The sequence below is a fragment of the [Scytonema hofmanni] UTEX 2349 genome (genome assembly GCF_000582685.1).
GTDB classification, from domain to species: Bacteria; Cyanobacteriota; Cyanobacteriia; order Cyanobacteriales; family Nostocaceae; genus Hassallia; species Hassallia hofmanni.
The window spans coordinates 1,470,095-1,485,499 of record NZ_KK073768.1; the positions used below are offsets into that span (position 1 = coordinate 1,470,095).

General features: G+C 38.5%; 18 protein-coding genes and 1 tRNA gene. 15 read left to right on the forward strand and 4 right to left on the reverse strand.

Features of this window, described 5'->3' with window-relative positions; translation table 11 throughout:
* Window positions 1-14: 14 nt before the first annotated feature.
* Complete coding sequence (locus tag TOL9009_RS0111740) at window positions 15-3,260, reverse strand: DEAD/DEAH box helicase (RefSeq protein WP_029632980.1); 3,246 nt, start codon at window positions 3,258-3,260, stop codon at window positions 15-17.
* Window positions 3,261-3,592: 332 nt separating this feature from the next.
* On the opposite strand from TOL9009_RS0111740, the gene TOL9009_RS0111745 reads away from it, so the two are divergent.
* The 4 genes from TOL9009_RS0111745 (at window position 3,593) to TOL9009_RS0111760 (ending at window position 6,487) form a co-directional block, all read left to right on the forward strand.
* Window positions 3,593-4,285, forward strand: a complete 693-nt coding sequence (locus TOL9009_RS0111745) for a hypothetical protein (RefSeq protein WP_029632981.1) — start codon at window positions 3,593-3,595, stop codon at window positions 4,283-4,285.
* Between the two features lie 65 nt (window positions 4,286-4,350).
* Entirely contained in the window at window positions 4,351-4,788 is a 438-nt protein-coding gene (locus TOL9009_RS0111750; protein WP_029632982.1) for a hypothetical protein, read from the forward strand.
* Between the two features lie 78 nt (window positions 4,789-4,866).
* Window positions 4,867-5,373 (forward strand): hypothetical protein, encoded by a 507-nt coding sequence (locus TOL9009_RS0111755; protein ID WP_029632983.1) that lies wholly within the window; start codon window positions 4,867-4,869, stop codon window positions 5,371-5,373.
* 334 nt (window positions 5,374-5,707) lie between these two features.
* A complete protein-coding gene (locus TOL9009_RS0111760; protein WP_029632984.1) occupies window positions 5,708-6,487 on the forward strand; it encodes a photosystem II S4 domain protein in 780 nt (259 codons plus the stop codon).
* A gap of 104 nt (window positions 6,488-6,591) precedes the next feature.
* On the opposite strand, the gene TOL9009_RS0111765 is transcribed toward TOL9009_RS0111760, so the two are convergent.
* The gene (locus tag TOL9009_RS0111765) at window positions 6,592-7,374 is read right to left on the reverse strand and encodes an SDR family NAD(P)-dependent oxidoreductase (protein WP_029632985.1); all 783 of its coding nucleotides are present in this window, start codon (window positions 7,372-7,374) and stop codon (window positions 6,592-6,594) included.
* A 149-nt stretch (window positions 7,375-7,523) separates the two neighbouring features.
* On the opposite strand from TOL9009_RS0111765, the gene TOL9009_RS0111770 reads away from it, so the two are divergent.
* From TOL9009_RS0111770 to TOL9009_RS0111810, 8 genes are all read left to right on the forward strand, one after another.
* Window positions 7,524-8,825 (forward strand): hypothetical protein, encoded by a 1,302-nt coding sequence (locus tag TOL9009_RS0111770; RefSeq protein WP_029632986.1) that lies wholly within the window; start codon window positions 7,524-7,526, stop codon window positions 8,823-8,825.
* 57 nt (window positions 8,826-8,882) lie between these two features.
* Window positions 8,883-8,956, forward strand: a tRNA-Val gene (locus TOL9009_RS0111775).
* A 247-nt stretch (window positions 8,957-9,203) separates the two neighbouring features.
* Window positions 9,204-9,428, forward strand: coding sequence for a hypothetical protein (locus TOL9009_RS0111780; RefSeq protein ID WP_029632987.1), 225 nt, complete (start codon window positions 9,204-9,206; stop codon window positions 9,426-9,428).
* A 637-nt stretch (window positions 9,429-10,065) separates the two neighbouring features.
* A complete protein-coding gene (locus TOL9009_RS0111785) occupies window positions 10,066-10,959 on the forward strand; it encodes a hypothetical protein (RefSeq protein WP_029632988.1) in 894 nt (297 codons plus the stop codon).
* Window positions 10,960-10,968: 9 nt separating this feature from the next.
* A complete protein-coding gene (locus TOL9009_RS0111790) occupies window positions 10,969-11,397 on the forward strand; it encodes a hypothetical protein (RefSeq protein WP_029632989.1) in 429 nt (142 codons plus the stop codon).
* Window positions 11,398-12,010: 613 nt separating this feature from the next.
* On the forward strand, window positions 12,011-12,235 hold the full coding sequence (locus TOL9009_RS0111800) for a hypothetical protein (protein WP_029632991.1): 225 nt from the start codon (window positions 12,011-12,013) through the stop codon (window positions 12,233-12,235).
* Window positions 12,219-12,641, forward strand: coding sequence for a PIN domain-containing protein (locus TOL9009_RS0111805; protein WP_029632992.1), 423 nt, complete (start codon window positions 12,219-12,221; stop codon window positions 12,639-12,641). Before TOL9009_RS0111800 ends, TOL9009_RS0111805 begins: the two co-directional genes overlap by 17 nt.
* Window positions 12,642-12,673: 32 nt before the next feature.
* On the forward strand, window positions 12,674-13,006 hold the full coding sequence (locus TOL9009_RS0111810) for a hypothetical protein (protein WP_029632993.1): 333 nt from the start codon (window positions 12,674-12,676) through the stop codon (window positions 13,004-13,006).
* On the opposite strand, the gene TOL9009_RS0111815 is transcribed toward TOL9009_RS0111810, so the two are convergent.
* A complete protein-coding gene (locus TOL9009_RS0111815; protein ID WP_029632994.1) occupies window positions 12,975-13,310 on the reverse strand; it encodes a XisI protein in 336 nt (111 codons plus the stop codon). The genes TOL9009_RS0111810 and TOL9009_RS0111815 overlap by 32 nt on opposite strands.
* A complete protein-coding gene (locus TOL9009_RS0111820) occupies window positions 13,298-13,714 on the reverse strand; it encodes an element excision factor XisH family protein (protein ID WP_029632995.1) in 417 nt (138 codons plus the stop codon). Before TOL9009_RS0111820 ends, TOL9009_RS0111815 begins: the two co-directional genes overlap by 13 nt.
* A gap of 117 nt (window positions 13,715-13,831) precedes the next feature.
* On the opposite strand from TOL9009_RS0111820, the gene TOL9009_RS0111825 reads away from it, so the two are divergent.
* The 3 genes from TOL9009_RS0111825 to TOL9009_RS0111835 all read left to right on the forward strand — a co-directional run bounded on the left by TOL9009_RS0111825 (window position 13,832) and on the right by TOL9009_RS0111835 (window position 15,267).
* Window positions 13,832-14,194 (forward strand): DUF2237 family protein, encoded by a 363-nt coding sequence (locus TOL9009_RS0111825; protein ID WP_029632996.1) that lies wholly within the window; start codon window positions 13,832-13,834, stop codon window positions 14,192-14,194.
* A 153-nt stretch (window positions 14,195-14,347) separates the two neighbouring features.
* Window positions 14,348-14,566, forward strand: coding sequence for a regulatory protein SipA (sipA, locus tag TOL9009_RS0111830; RefSeq protein WP_029632997.1), 219 nt, complete (start codon window positions 14,348-14,350; stop codon window positions 14,564-14,566).
* 149 nt (window positions 14,567-14,715) lie between these two features.
* Window positions 14,716-15,267 (forward strand): peroxiredoxin, encoded by a 552-nt coding sequence (locus tag TOL9009_RS0111835; protein WP_029632998.1) that lies wholly within the window; start codon window positions 14,716-14,718, stop codon window positions 15,265-15,267.
* Window positions 15,268-15,405 lie beyond the last annotated feature (138 nt).

Consider the following 15,405-nt stretch of genomic DNA (forward strand, 5'->3'; position numbering starts at 1 on the left):
ATTTGAGCTTATAATTATAATATTGCACTTTTATTTAATGCAATTAACTGTTTAAACGCTTCATTATCAAGTTCTGTCAACCACGATTCATCACTCCCAACCACAGCAGCAGCAAGTTTCTTCTTATCTTCAATCATTTGATCGATTTTCTCCTCCAAAGTTCCAATTGCGACAAACTTATGTACAAAAACGTTCTTTTTTTGACCAATTCGGAAAGCGCGATCGCTTGCTTGTTCTTCAACTGCTGGATTCCACCAACGGTCAAAATGGAAGACGTGATTAGCTTTAGTCAAGGTAATCCCAACACCACCTGCTTTTAATGAAAGTATAAAAATTGATGGTTCAGTTTCCGGGTTTTGAAATTCTTCAATCATCTTCTCTCTGCGCTGACGGTTTGTTCCACCATGTAGGTAATATGTGTTATAATGCAGGGAATGTTTGATATGTTTTTCAATGGATTCGCAGACTTCCGTAAATTGACTGAAGACAAGCAAACTATCTCCTTCGGAAACTGCCTCTTCTACCATTTCTACCAAACGACTCAGTTTATGCGATCGCTCGCTTGAAAATTCGCTACCATCTTGTAAAAATTGGGCTGGATGGTTGCAAATTTGCTTCAATTTCATTAATGTGGAGAGAATTAAGCCTTTGCGTTGAATACCTTCTGCTTCTTCTAATTGCTTTTCTACGTCTTTAACAACTGCTTCGTACAGGGATGCTTGTTCTTTGGTAAGATTGGTATATAGTTTTTGATCAACTTTATCTGGCAAATCGTTGATAATCGATTGGTCAGTTTTAAGTCTGCGGAGAATCAAAGGCTCAACTAACTTTTTCAGGGTATTTGATTTAACTCTGTCATTATCCTTCTGAATGGGAATTTCAAAGGATTTGCGAAATTGCGCTTCTTTCCCCAAATAACCGGGATTGAGGAAGTTAAAAATTGACCATAAATCCAGCAAGCGGTTTTCTACAGGTGTTCCTGTCAATGCGAGTCGGTGTTTTGCCGATATTTTCAGGATAGCTTTGGTTTGTGCTGCTTTGGGATTTTTGATATTTTGCGCTTCATCCAATACCAAACGCTGCCACTCAACACTATTTAATAGTTTTTCATCTTTGCGAGCTAAAGTAAAAGAAGTAATTACCACATCATGTTGCAGACAAGCAGCTTCAAAGTCTGCAAGTTGAGTTATGCGATCGCTCCCATGATGTACCATTGCTTGCAGATGTGGGGCAAATTTAGCAATTTCTTTTTGCCAGTTTCCCACAACTGAGGTTGGTGCAATCAATAATGTGGGTAAATTCTTTCCTTTTCTGGCTTTTTTTTCGTGCGATTTTTCCTCCTCATCCTTCTCCTGCACAAGTCTCGCAATTACCTGCACAGATTTTCCCAATCCCATATCATCCGCTAAACAACCATTTAACCCCAATCTTTCCAGATAACTCAACCAGGAAACACCACGTTTTTGATATTCTCGCAAATTTCCTTGTAAATTCGGTAATTCGCAAATCGGTTCCAACTGACTTTTATCTTGCAGCTTGGTTATCATCTCCGATAAAAATTCATCATGCTCAATTTCCCAATCTTCCCCAACTTCCGCACTGCGTTGGAGAAATTCTAACATCGACATTTCTGGCTTTTCATCTGCGTGAGACTGCCAAAATTCCAACATTTGCTGCATTTTATCGCGGTCTAATTCCATCCATTGACCGCGAAAATGTACTAAGGGAGTTTTAGCATCAACCAACCGTTCCCATTCACTGCGGGTAACTAGTTGATCGCCTATTGCCAACTCATATTCATACTGTACCAGGGAATCCAGACCAAAATAACCTTTTTGCTCATTTTTACTTGCAGATTTACCCCCAGAGGACGCTTTCAGACGAACTTTCGCTCGACGGCGACCAGCGGGAGTGTACCAAGCTGGTACAATTACCTTAAAATTTGCGTCTTCCAATACCCAAGCACTTTCTTTGAGAAAATCAAATGCTTCATCTAAACTAAGTTGGAGTCCAATCGGTTTATCTGTTTCTAATCCCTGCCATAATTTCGGATACATTCGTGCTGCATATCCTAAATTTAGTAGCAGATTTGTTTCAAAGTCTTGATCGAAAAAGCTGGGAAGTTGCGAGTTGGAAGTTGAGGAAGAGGATGATTTTCTACTTTTCTGGACGTTTTCTAAATCCCCATTCTTCGGTTTCATTCTCCAATAGTCAGCTAATGCTAACTTTAAAGAAGGGTCTTGTTTACTAGCTACTAAAAACTGAATCTGCCAATTCTCTATATCTTCAGAAGGAGGGGATTGTAGTTGAAAACAAAGATTAAAAGATGAGTTATTTTGACTGCGGGTAATTTTACTTTTCCAAATCAACCATTGCTGATATTCATTTAGTGCGATATTCCCTTTCAAAGGATTGCACTTCTGTTGATAAAGACAGTGGAAAATCAGCGAATTTTCTATTTGTTTATCAAAAGCGACTGTAGAGGGTGTGTTAGTAACTATATTATTCAGGAGAGATTCGCTAAAATGACGTAAAAGTGTTTCTCTATCGAAGAATTCAACTTGATTATTAGATGTTGCGGAACCTGCCACACAAATTAGTGGCATATATTCGATATATTTAGCGATATTTGTTTCGTATTGTTCGGAAATTATTTCCCATGTAGCGTAAATTTGCGATAATTGTCTCGTTTGAGTCTCTGTTTGCTTCTTACCTTTCTTTTTCGTGCCAGCAGCTTCTAGTTGTCGGTATTTTAATGCGGGAATATATTGGTCTTTGAGAATAACTTGTTTAAAAGCTTGGGTGTAATGATACCAAAATAACAAGTCAGAACCAAGTTGAATTTCACTCGATAGATAAAGTGCCAAAAAGTGAATATCGCTAATGACTTTTATCGCATTAATTGTTTGGATGTCATAACAATCCACCTGCCAATAGGCAAACTCTTCGTAATCTTCAGAAATTCCCGTTTCTAAATACTTACTTAATTCCGGAGAAGGTAAAGGTTGATTGTTTGCGGTTGGTAAAGCGAAGTATTGGGGAAATATGCGTTGATTTAATTCAACTGGATTCGTCTTGATTCCCAATTCCTGAGTTAGGAAAGTTGCTAATTCATTTTTGTCAAGATGCCCAGGATGGATTTGTTGCTTTTTGACACTGTTTTTTTGGGTAATAGGAGTTTCCACCCACAGGAAAAAGCTACCTGCTTGGATGAAATTTGCTTCAGCGCTTGGTATCCAGGTTCCATGAATAATTTTCACAGTCAGATGCCCTCTGGATTGCCACAATAGGGGATTAAAATTAGTTTACCAGAAGAAAGGCGCGAAAAAATAGCTGACTTGTAGAGCGATCGCAATACGGTTCGGTTAAGATGTACTAACTAACGAAGTATTGTAGGGTGCGTTAGACGGAACGTCGTAACGCACTCCTCTCCCTAAAAATGGTGCCGTACTCTCGCCGCTAACACAGCCTACGTGTCTGTACTAACTAACGAAGAAGGTTAAGATATATTTTTTTTAATCGAAAAACTTTTTGGCAACAAATCGGTATAAATTTAAAATAGAAGCTTTTGTTACTAAAATTAGGGCATCGTTTGCAAGCAAAAGAGATTAAGGAGAAGCTAAAGTCTCTCATTGAGCAAGCCTCATCGCTAGACCCCAATTTAGCGAGAAGATTAGATGAAATTAATCGCTGGGTAAAAGATATCAAAGTTGGTTCCCTGACTGCGAAACCATTCGTCGTTGCTTTTCTCTTGGAAGTGATTACAGATTCTACTATCTGGTTGGCGATTCAATCCTTACCCACTGAAGAAGAACAACAAGCAAAGTTCGCCCAAATGACACCTACTGAGAGATATTGGTATCAGTATCTTTTTCCCAAATGGCTAAATGAAACAGACCCCAAGTTTGGTATTTGGCGACAAAAATTAATGGCGGGCGAGTTTAATCAGGCTGATAATGATATTATTAAATTAATAGCTCAAGATATTGTCCGTCGAGAGGGTAGTTTTTGGCAGCGTTATATTGCCGACCTTTCTATGGCAACAGATTTAATCATCAGCAACAGTCAACAGAAACCACTTTGTATTCAAGTTACCAGCGTCTCAGAAGAATTGAATCAGCACAAGTATCAATATTGGAAACATACACTCGTATTGTGGCAAATAGAGAGAGGGCTGTTTTTCAGTTACAATCCGGCAGAAGCTAATTTTATCAACCAATTAGTTAACGTGGCACTCTATAACAGTGCTTACCTTTCTGGCGGAAAGTATTTAAAATTTCATTAAGATTGTCAAAAGTTAAATATTAACGTTTTTTAAACATACATAATAATTAACTCATAGCATAATTTATGCCTAACCAACGTCAAAGTAACGGCAACCAACAAGTGGATAGATTTTCGGAAGCTTTAGCTACAGCACGAAACATGCAGCAGGATTGGCTAAATTATGGAGTTGATTTTGTCCATATTTATGTTGATGATGTACATGGAGATTGGTTGGAAAGGTGGGAAGAAGAATCGGTTTTAGACTTGCTGAAAGAATTTTTGGTAAGTAATGATGATGTAGCTGCGAAGGTGAGGCAGATATTAGGAGAACGTTCTTTATTTGATATAGCAGTCAATTTAGAAGAATGTCTTAACCTAAGCCAAGAAACTGACAGATTATATGCCATCAAAAATGTCTTAGCTAATAGGGAGAAGAATTATAATATAAGTTGTGAAATAGATGATATTGAATTATTGAATTTAGCAAATAGTCTGCTGGAAAAATTGACAGAGATTTTGTGAGATTTGGCATTGATACGACCGACACTGCTAGGCTATTAGTTAAAGCAAAATTGTTATTAGAGAATAGTCTTTAGATCAATGAATTACCTTGTTGCCGTATTAGGCGATCGCATCCAAGCCGAAGCTGCTTACTTAGCGTTAGAAAAAGAAGGCATAAAAAGTAGTATCCTGGGTAGGGGGTACAAAAGTGCTGACGAGTTTGGCTTGATTGACCCCAACGAAGAAGCTAAAAAGCAAGTGCGGCTAATGGCTGTTTGGCTTATTCCATTCGGCTTTTTTGCTGGTTTTACCTTCAGTTTCATCACCGGTTTAGAAACCTTTGCTTGGGCAGGTCAAATTGGCAATCATATTATTGGTGGATTGCTAGGTGCTGTTAGTGGTGCTTTGGGTAGTGTAGTTTCTGGTGGTGGAGTCGGTTTAATTATTGGTGGTGGTGATGCTTTACCCTACCGCAACCGTTTGGATGCTGGCAAATACTTGATTGTGGTTCAGGATTCTGAAAATGTTACCCGTCAAGCAACCCGCGTTTTACGTCAGTTCGATCCAGAAAATATTCAAGGTTACGCTGACACAACAGTTAGGTAGTGGATAGTGGTTGGTGGATAGTGGTTAGTGGTTGGTGGATAGTGGATAGTGGATAATGGTTGGTGGATAGTGGTTAAGAAATATTAGGCAACAACCAACAACCAATACGGTTCGGTTAAGGCAACAGACGCAAGGGAATCCCCTAGAGAGACGCAAGGGAATCGCCGTCTCTACAAAGGACTTATTATTGTAAAGACGGCGATTTATCGCGTCTTTGTGATCTATAATTTTCATCAAAAAATCTTATCCGAACCGTATTGAACCAACAACCATCAACCAACAACCAACAACTAACAACCAACAACCATCAACTAACAACTAACAACTTTTAACAATGTTGCCAAGAGAAGAAATTTTAAAGGGTGTTGAAAATCGAGATACTCTAGCACGTGTAATTGATCAGGCAGATCAAGCAATCAAAACTTGGGAAGTTGTTTTCACGGATTTTTTGTCTCCTCCAGAGTTGGCAGAAATTCAGCGCGTGTTTAGCCGTTTAACAGAAGTACAATTGGTAGCGTGGGGTGGATATCCGCAAGCTGAACGTCAAAGAATAGCGATCGCTCGTTCGGAAATGCCTTTAGATCAATCTCAAGTTGCGATCGCTGTTTTAGAAATTGCCGGAAATTTTTTGTTTGATACTGCCTCTCACCGCGACTTCTTAGGAGCTATGCTAGGTACTGGCATTGTCCGCGAAAAAACTGGTGATGTGATTGTACTCGGCGAACGAGGAGCGCAGGCAATTGTTGTGCCAGAGTTGGTAGAATTTTTAGGGATGAATCTCCAACAAGTGCGATCGGTTCCGGTAAAAACTCAGCCGATTCATGTCAGCGAGTTAAAGATTCGCGAACCGAAGAAGAAAGAATTAACCACCGTCGAAGCTTCTTTACGATTAGATGCGATCGCTTCCGCTGGTTTTGGCATGTCTCGCAGCAAAATGGTTGATTTAATCGACTCCGGTGATGTTCGCGTCAACTGGAAGGATATCACACAAGCAAGTTCTCAACTTAAATCAGGAGACTTAATCGCAATTCGCGGTAAAGGACGCTTAGAAATTGGTGAAATTGCCGTCACCAAAAAAGATAGATATCGCGTGCAATTAACAAGGTATATGTAAGTGGTTAGTGGTTAGTGGATAGTGGTTGGTGGTTAGTGGATAGGAGTACTTTTTCACAACTATCAACTATCAACCATCAACCATCAACCATCAACCATCAACCATCAACCATCAACCTTAAACTGTTTTTCCAAAATCTTTAATAGAGTTTTGCGCGGAACTAAGGGGGCTAATTTACTGATTAAATGAGTAGTAATACCACCAATAACAGCAATAGAATCTTTTCTTTCCAAAGCTTTTAGAGATTCGCGCACTACTGCTTCTGAAGTAGATATTTTATTTGTTTTAGCGGCAAGGGCTGGAGGAAATTTAGCTTCTGCGAAAAAGTTTGTCTCAACGGGTCCTGGACAAATAACTAGCACCCGCACACCATATTGACGATTTTCTGCCCACAATGCCTGACTATAACTGACAATAAACGCTTTGCTGGCAGCATAAACAGCAAGGTAAGGCATCGGTTGAAATGCGGTGAGAGAAGACACATTAATAATGCTTCCAGAACGACGTTGCCGCATCAAAGGCAAAAATTTATGAGTTAAATCTACTAATGCCACAATGTTTAATTGCACTATTTTAACTTGCCGTTCTCCATCTGTTTCGGCAAAATCGCCATACTCTGCAAAACCTGCGTTGTTGATTAACAAATCAATTGTTAATCCCTTTTCTTTCGTGGCATTAAATATAGCATCAGTAGCGCCAGTTTCTGTAAGGTCTTGTACAATAATATCTACTTGAATTTTGTGTTTTTCTTGCAATTGGAAAGCTAATTCCTTCAGTTTTTCTTCGGAACGAGCAACTAAAACAAGATTTGTGTTGCGTTTAGCAAGTTCTTGGGCAAAGGCTTTACCAATACCACCAGAAGCACCAGTTATTAAAGCAGTTGACATTATAGTTTCTACGATAATTTTTCTCACATTTTTCAGATATTAACAACCATCAAGGCACGTTTTCCCCCACTGAAAGGAGTATGTCAAGGTGTGTATTTTCCTTGAAATGTGGGCAAACTAAATGTGAGTAGTTGTTAATGCTTAATTTTATGAAGTTTTTCCAGAATCTGCCCTTTAATATCCTAGGTAAAAAATTCGATAATAATTTGGAAATTGACCCGTCGCTCAAAAGTCAACAACCAATTGTACTGAATCCATCTCCAGGCAAAACCCTTGCAGAACTCGAAATGGAAGCACAAGCGCAGCTTTACCGTAACCCTCATCACCAAGGTAGAAAAAAGCACGTTCGCATAGTAAGTAAAATTATCTGGACAGTCATCCTGCTGGGGATTCCTGTGAGTGCAGTATGGCTGGCAAACTTGCCTTACTCGATAATTCGTCGTACAATATCTCAAAATGCCCCGATTTTGCTGCTACCCAGCTATATGAGCATGGACAGTCATTATCGGCAAGCGATCGCTGTAGTTGAACAAGCCGAACAATTAATTGAGCAACCCACAAGCCCAGCCGACTTAGAATTAGGGGAAGAGAAGGTAAAACAGGCACAACAACATCTTGATGCTTTGCCCATTGGATTTTTAAATGATTGGTCAGATTACAAATATTGGTGGTATGATTCGCGGTTTAGCACTTACGGTTTTAATAGCGCTCGTACCAAGGTTGGGCAGCTAGAAGCTAAGGTGTTTCAAGAAAAGAATGCTCAGACGTTGTTTACCGATAGCGAACAAAAACTTTCTCAAGCTAAACAGCAATATCAACAAGCGCTAACATCAACCGATAAAAAAGCTGCGATCGCTTCTTGGCATTCTGCAATTGATAAATTACAACAAATCCCCAGCCAAACTCTAGCTGGAAAAACCGCACAAAACAAACTACAGTCTGAGAAACGAGAATTTGCAGAAATTGTTGGTTTAGCCGCAGGCAATGAACGCATTAGCACTTTAATTACAGCAGCACAGCAGTTTTCTTGGCAAGCGGCAAAAGCTGGACAAAACCCACCCCATCCAGTTGCTGAATGGCAAGAGATAGAAAATTTATGGCAAGAGGCAATTAATCGGCTTAGACAAGTTCCCTCAGAAGATTTGGCAGGGTATAGCCAATCACAGAAATTACTGGCAATTTACCAAGCAAATTTAGCCGCAGTACGTATCCGACGACAAGCACAGCAGGATTCGCTACAAACTTTAGATTCTGCACAACGTCAAATTCAAAGCTTACTAGCTTCGACTCCCACAAATCCTCAAATAGGCGATCGCAATCGTACCATCAGCCAGTTACAAGGAATTATCAATCAACTCAAGAAAGTGCAACCAGGTACAACAGCTTACCTTGAGGCACAACAACTACTGCTGTCGGCAAATAATAAACTCAGCCAACTTCAAGCAAAATAAATTAAGTCACTTATTATTGCCAATCCAGTTGAGCCTATGCTATAGTAAGGAAATTGCGAACGTATAGCTCAGTTGGTTAGAGCGCTACGTTGACATCGTAGAGGTCACTGGTTCGAATCCAGTTACGTTCATTTTGTGTTGTTGTACATTGCTTTGTTTATCCGAGCAATTCTATATCTAACCACACCCGTTACATTTGTTCTGCTGTTAAGCTTTGTGCGGATGGCAGAGGTACTTTTTCCAATCTAATTCCCAACGTAGACAGACTCATACGAACTAGGTTATAAATTAGGTAATAGAGGAAAGAAAGACGTATATATTTCTCGACATGGACAGTATGCAAAACAGGCTTTAGAAGCACTCAAGCTTATTACAAAGATGCGTCAGGGCAATAAGTGGCTGATTGAATTAACCCAAAAGGGCAGATTAATTGCTGAAGCACCTAATGAAGATTTACAAGTCAGACTGCTCATTGAAGCTATGTTAAGTTACCCTCCTGTTTGGCGAATTATTGATGCAGTCTCACTAAAACAATCACAACTAAATAGTGTGCTAGTTTTAAATGATGAAGTAGTTAAAGAGCTTACTTTTCCAGAAGTATAGGACTAGCCCTTTCAAGGTGAGCATATGTACTATCCAATTTTTAACCGTATTTCAGGCATTGACTGCAATTGAAGAAATAAATTATGGATAAACTCCAAATTTTTGGACTGTAAATTAAGCGATCGCAATCGCCAAAATACCGAAATTGGGTGAAAAATATTATTTATTTCATAGTACAAACGTTCACCTTGAAAGGGCTGGTCCTAAAGTATTAAAAGACGCAGATACTAGTAATCGTCGCTCACAGACTTTAAAAAACTGGATAAAGTGGATATCTAAAAAGTCAGGAATTCCTATACTAGTAATCGTCGCTCACAGACTTTAAAAAACTGGATAAAGTGGATATCTAAAAAGTCAGGAATTCCTATCCGTATTCATGAAGAAGGGGTACAACTTACAATTCCAATGTTATTTGCAGAAGTATTAGAGGGTGTAGATACAGAATAATCATCAAATTTCCCATCTGAATAGCTAACAATTTATTAAAAATAATTGATGCGATCTTTTTGAAATCGTTGGCTATGTTGACAATGATGGATTTAGATTCATAAGCAACAGTGAAAATATCAAGCTAGATTTAATACTTACACATGCCTTTTGAGTAGGTGCAAACATTAGTGATGGGAGAGGATAATCGGTGAAATTAATCGTGACTAGTTACATTTACCAGAATGTATTTGCCCGGAAAGAGCAGAAAGTCCGTATTTACTCAGAAAAAGAAGGTGCAAATGGCAGAGTTGTTTTAGAAGATATTGTAGAAATTTTATTAACTGAGATCGTATCAATCCCTAGTAAAAAATCATCTAATAGGACTGATTATAACCTACTTACTATAACTCAAGATAAGATTCAGCTTGCTGATATTGCAACAATTGAATATAAAGGTTTACACCTTGCCGATGTAGAGCAGCTTTATAACTTTTATAGTTTTTGTGATGACTTAGCGGAAACAGAAATTTATGAAAGTCTTGGAAATTGGCTAAATTTCCAAGTTTGTACTTTAATTAACAAGCGGTTAGCTCATTTAGGCGAAATGGTAAGACAGATACCTTTTTGGGAAGAGTACGCTTCCAAAGTTTCAAAAATATTTGATGAAAATCAAAAGATAACAATCAGAGAATGGTTGCTGAAATCTTACGGTTTAACTGTTCCTGGGGTACTTACTATATTTACTAATAAAGTTAAAAACATGATGGGTAGTGCGTATAACGTAAATGCTGGTGAGAAACCAGATAAGAATGAAGGGAATGTGAATGTATATTATCCCAAAAATTTTGGTTTTGTTGCTCAAAGAATAGACTGGTGGGCTTCTAATAATGATTGGAATTGGTTGCGAGAAGTAATTAAGAACAGTGTTGTTGTTAAATCAACCCTTGATGATGAAAAAAAGCAAGTAAGGATTTTGAAGAAGGAAGGTAGAAGTATTGATGATATTGTCCAAATTATTTGGGGAGTCAGCCCAACTTCTAATTTAGTTGATAATAAAAACTATCAATACAAGATTTTAAAAGCTTTCATACAAATGGTCTAAAGGTGCAAAATGCTATTAGAAAAAGATGCTATTCAAATGGAAGATGCAATTAATCTACTGGAATCAAATGGCATGAAACCAAATATACGTCAGCTAGGAAGCCAGAAAACTTTAATAACCAAGCTAGTGGATGGTTATTCACTTATGATCGAAGAAGATAAATCAAGTCCTGGTTATTTATGTGCTTACTTAAAAAGTAGCGAACGCGGAACTATCACAATTTGGCATGAAATCAGCTATAAATCTTTAACTTCAGCCATCAAATATATACAGGAACAACTAGGGATAGCTTCTAGAAAAAAATTATTTGGGGAGTATTGGACTGTTGTTGTTGCTGTAGTTAGTCTTGCGCTGGCAGGTACAAGTTATTTACTTGTTAGTAATAAATTAACTCAATGCAATACTCAGCAATCTGAACAGCCTATAATTCAACCTTAGATTATAATTAGAACGAGAGCTTTATATTCGCGGATTTCAACCCAAAGTCAAAGTTGTGGTAGTGCGAGGAGCTAAAGAATTGTATTTGTACTGACACTATCTATTATTTCAAGACTAACCAGTTTATCCGCCAATATTTTTAATGTGCAACGAGCGCTACCATCGGGAGCATCTGAACAAGTTGTTGCAATTAAATATGCTTCTGCCGTGGAAGTTATCAAGAAAGGCAGAGGGCAGGAGGCACTTATGCAGAAGGAAATTCTGGCTCCTGTCCTTATTAGAGTGACCGTAGGGAACAGGGGTTTAAGACCCCCACCAAATTTTTAAGAGGAGTGGTTCTTATTCAGGAGGGGTCTGAATCCTATAAGTGAATAAAACATAAGTGCCTTCTGCCCTCTGCCTTCTGCCTTCTTCAATTTTGGTGGCTTTCCACTGCGAGGACGCTCATTCATTGTGGCTGATAAGGAATCGGTGCAAAACTGTTTGCAAGTTCGTTCAACTGTTGGTATTGATATGTGTAAGCTTTTTGCTATCGCCTCATCTGTACTACCAGAGTTTGCCAATAGAATAGTAGATAGAAACAAAATATCTTAAAATATCAGGAGATTAGATTATGCAGATGGAAGTAGTAGAATTTCAAGGTATTGTCAAAGATGGTGTAATTCAAATTCCTGAAATTTATAAAGGAGAACTCAATGGAGAATCTGTCAAAGTAATTGTCATGAAAAAAGTTAGGAGAACAGCAGCAGTTGATATTATTGCTGAACTCATGGAGCATCCGGTGGAGTTTGAATGGCCTCCTTTGAACCGAGAAGAAATTTATGACCGCAATTCATGAGAATGCCTATTTTCTAGATTCTAATATCTGGATTTATGCTCTAGCGAATAATCAAGATATTAACAAACGTAACATAGCTTGTCGTCTAGTTGATGCTGAAGGGGTAATCATTAGTACACAAATTATTAATGAGGTATGTCTAAATCTAATTAAAAAATCTTCTTTTACTGAGCAACAAATAACACAGTTGATAGAGGCATTTTATAAAGGTTCTCACATTATTTCATTTAATCGTGATATTTTGCTGAACTCTTCTAATCTTCGGAGTAGATATAATTTCTCTTTTTGGGATAGTTTAATTGTCGCTTGTGCTTTAGCTGCGGGAGCAAGTATTCTCTATTCTGAAGATATGCAGGATGGGTTAGTAGTCGATGGTCAATTACAAATTGTGAATCCATTTAAATGAAAGTAGATACGTTTTTTTAAAATTTTGAATTGTTGACAGATGCACCAAATGCGATCGCAAAGTTACGGGAAATTATTTTGCAATTGGCTGTAATGGGTAAGCTTGTCCCTCAAAACCCAAATGATGAACCTGCTTCTATCCTGCTAAAAAAGATTAATGATGATAAAGAAAATCTACTAAAAGTAAAAAAAATTAGAGAAGCTGATTCATTACCATCTACGCATTGTAGAGAAGTGCGATCGCTTGATGTCTCTCTGCGATACCCTAGAAGCGAAATTGAAACAAGGGCGAGACAGCAGCGAGAAGCTGATGGAAGTCGCATCTTTTTCAAAATCAAGCTACCGCAAAATCAGTGTATTGTCTAACATCCTCTGGATGAAAAGCTAAAACAATTTCATCTTTGGGAATTCCTGCGGCTACGAGTTCATTGGCAATGCCATATTCAGTTCCATCGCGCTGAATCCAAATTTTCCCATCAATAATTTCAATATGGATAATACAACCATGAACTCGTTCTTCTCCCTGCCAACCCAAAGTCATTACTATGTAATTAGTAGCTGTGCGATCGATAATTAGCTTTGTTTGTAATTGACGATTTGCATAGGGTATTTTTATATATTCACTCAGAATCTCTTCGATGATTTTTTGATGTTTTTCTAAGGTATCCATTGCACAATTACCTCTTGCTTTGGGTCAAATACAAGTAAACGTAAGCGGTTCTTTTTTAATAAAATCTTGCCGATGGGTTCGGTAAAAATTTCAGTGTAAGTTCGGTGGGGTATAGCAAGATATAAAATACGTTCACTTCCTTGTTCTTCTAAAATATCGTAATAAAGAATAAACTGTCCTAATGCATTTTCTAAATCTCTAACGGGAGATTGGCTGAGAAAACTCTTGATTTCAACTGCTATTTTCTGCTGACCTTTTTGGGCGACTATAAGTTTTTCTGCACCCAAGTCTATATATAAATCTTTTGTCCCACATTTTAATTTAAATGGATCATCAGTAATTAGCCAACCATCTTTTTCAAGGGCTGTTATCACAACATTATGATAAACATCTTTGGCTGGCATGGGTGTTTGCAGAAAGTGTGTTTGTGGAGTTATTTTTTATGGTATTTTAGCACAATAGGCTTTTAAAGGTTTGTTAGCAGTAAAATGCTCTTATTTTACTCAAACAGAGGAATTGAAATGACAGAAGCTAAAAACGTAATCGACGGACAACTTGAATCTTGCTGCACTTCTCCGATGACTGGATATTACCGCGACGGATTTTGTCGCACAGGTGGTCAAGACTTTGGAGTACACGTTATTTGCGCTTCATTAACAGCAGAATTTTTAGAGTTTACCAAGTCCCAGGGCAACGATTTGAGTACACCACATCCAGAATATCAATTTCCTGGTTTAAAAGCAGGCGATCGCTGGTGTCTATGTGCTTCTCGTTGGCAAGAAGCTCTCGATGCTGGTGTTGCTCCACCAGTTGTGCTTTCTGCCACCCATGCTAGAGCCTTAGAAGTCGTTTCTCTAGACGATTTGAAAAAAAACGCCCAGTAATAACGCAATTTCGCAGCGTTAACTAGATCCCAAATATTTACCAAGTCTAAAAAGCGCTGTTGTTCCCGCTCAAGTCTAAGAATTCTTAGCGTTTGAGTCATGAAGAGTGAAAAACATAGTATATTCTGAAGTCTAAAAGCTCATGGCTCAACTATGTCCACAGAATTCACCATTAATAGTAAAGTCCGAGTTGTGGCACTACCACCCTACGTGAAAACCGCTGACCCCATGCCCATGCTCCGTCCCCCCGATGTTATTCACATTGGCGAAGAAGGGACAGTCATTGACCGTCGTCCCGGAGGATACTGGGGTATCCGCTTTACTAAGGGAACCTTTCTGCTTGATAGCCAATACATCGAAAGCACAGTCTAATCGAATACACGTAACAGACGTAGCAGTGCTACGTCTCTACAATATTTTGGGTTTTATATATGTACTTCATTTACCTGAAATCTGCTGTATCTTAATAAAAAGTGACCAACAATTGTAAACTTATGTAAAGTTATAATTTTGGTTTGCACATGATTTCTCGTCGCACTTTTTTGAGTATATTATTTGCCAGTTGCTTTGCTGTTATTACTTGGTTGAATTTTACCCCTACTGCTAATGCTTTAGGAGGCAAACTCCCAGCAATTAATCAACCCGCACCTTTATTTACCTTGCCAACCAACACTGGTGATGGTAATATTTCTTTGTCTGACTTGCGCGGTAAGTGGACAGTCCTTTACTTTTATCCCAAAGACTTCACCGCCGGTTGCACCATCGAAGCGCGTCGTTTTCAGCAAGATTTGCCCAAATACTTAGAAAAAAATACGCAAATTATCGGTGTCAGTGCTGATGACGTTGATTCCCACGCCAAATTTTGTGATTCAGAAGGGCTAAAATTTCCCTTACTGGCTGATACCACCGGATCGGTGAGTAAAGCTTACGGTTCTTGGATTGGCTTTGTCTCCATGCGGCACAGCTTTATCATCGATCCAAACGGCATCCTGCGCGAAATTTTTGTCAAAGTCAATCCAAGCATCCACAGTACAGAAGTTCTCAGCAAACTCGACGAATTGCAAGCGTATTAGTACTGTGGATGCTTGAAACAGACAAATTTCCCCGTCTCCTTGTCTCTGGGGAATTAAAGAAAAATTAATTTTTTTGATTTAGTATTATATCATGTCTGCCAAATTACCCATAATAAAAGAACCCCACCCCCAACCCCT

What these genes read in the sequence shown, in the direction of transcription:
- TOL9009_RS0111750 (WP_029632982.1), top strand. Translation starts at nt 4,351, where the DNA reads ATGCCTAACCAACGTCAAAGTAACGGCAACCAACAAGTGGATAGATTT.
- TOL9009_RS0111755 (WP_029632983.1), top strand. Translation starts at nt 4,867, where the DNA reads ATGAATTACCTTGTTGCCGTATTAGGCGATCGCATCCAAGCCGAAGCT.
- TOL9009_RS0111760 (WP_029632984.1), top strand. Translation starts at nt 5,708, where the DNA reads ATGTTGCCAAGAGAAGAAATTTTAAAGGGTGTTGAAAATCGAGATACT.
- TOL9009_RS0111765 (WP_029632985.1), bottom strand. Translation starts at nt 7,374, where the DNA reads ATGTCAACTGCTTTAATAACTGGTGCTTCTGGTGGTATTGGTAAAGCC.
- TOL9009_RS0111770 (WP_029632986.1), top strand. Translation starts at nt 7,524, where the DNA reads ATGAAGTTTTTCCAGAATCTGCCCTTTAATATCCTAGGTAAAAAATTC.
- TOL9009_RS0111780 (WP_029632987.1), top strand. Translation starts at nt 9,204, where the DNA reads ATGCGTCAGGGCAATAAGTGGCTGATTGAATTAACCCAAAAGGGCAGA.
- TOL9009_RS0111790 (WP_029632989.1), top strand. Translation starts at nt 10,969, where the DNA reads ATGCTATTAGAAAAAGATGCTATTCAAATGGAAGATGCAATTAATCTA.
- TOL9009_RS0111800 (WP_029632991.1), top strand. Translation starts at nt 12,011, where the DNA reads ATGCAGATGGAAGTAGTAGAATTTCAAGGTATTGTCAAAGATGGTGTA.
- TOL9009_RS0111805 (WP_029632992.1), top strand. Translation starts at nt 12,219, where the DNA reads ATGACCGCAATTCATGAGAATGCCTATTTTCTAGATTCTAATATCTGG.
- TOL9009_RS0111815 (WP_029632994.1), bottom strand. Translation starts at nt 13,310, where the DNA reads ATGGATACCTTAGAAAAACATCAAAAAATCATCGAAGAGATTCTGAGT.
- TOL9009_RS0111820 (WP_029632995.1), bottom strand. Translation starts at nt 13,714, where the DNA reads ATGCCAGCCAAAGATGTTTATCATAATGTTGTGATAACAGCCCTTGAA.
- TOL9009_RS0111825 (WP_029632996.1), top strand. Translation starts at nt 13,832, where the DNA reads ATGACAGAAGCTAAAAACGTAATCGACGGACAACTTGAATCTTGCTGC.
- sipA (WP_029632997.1), top strand. Translation starts at nt 14,348, where the DNA reads ATGTCCACAGAATTCACCATTAATAGTAAAGTCCGAGTTGTGGCACTA.
- TOL9009_RS0111835 (WP_029632998.1), top strand. Translation starts at nt 14,716, where the DNA reads ATGATTTCTCGTCGCACTTTTTTGAGTATATTATTTGCCAGTTGCTTT.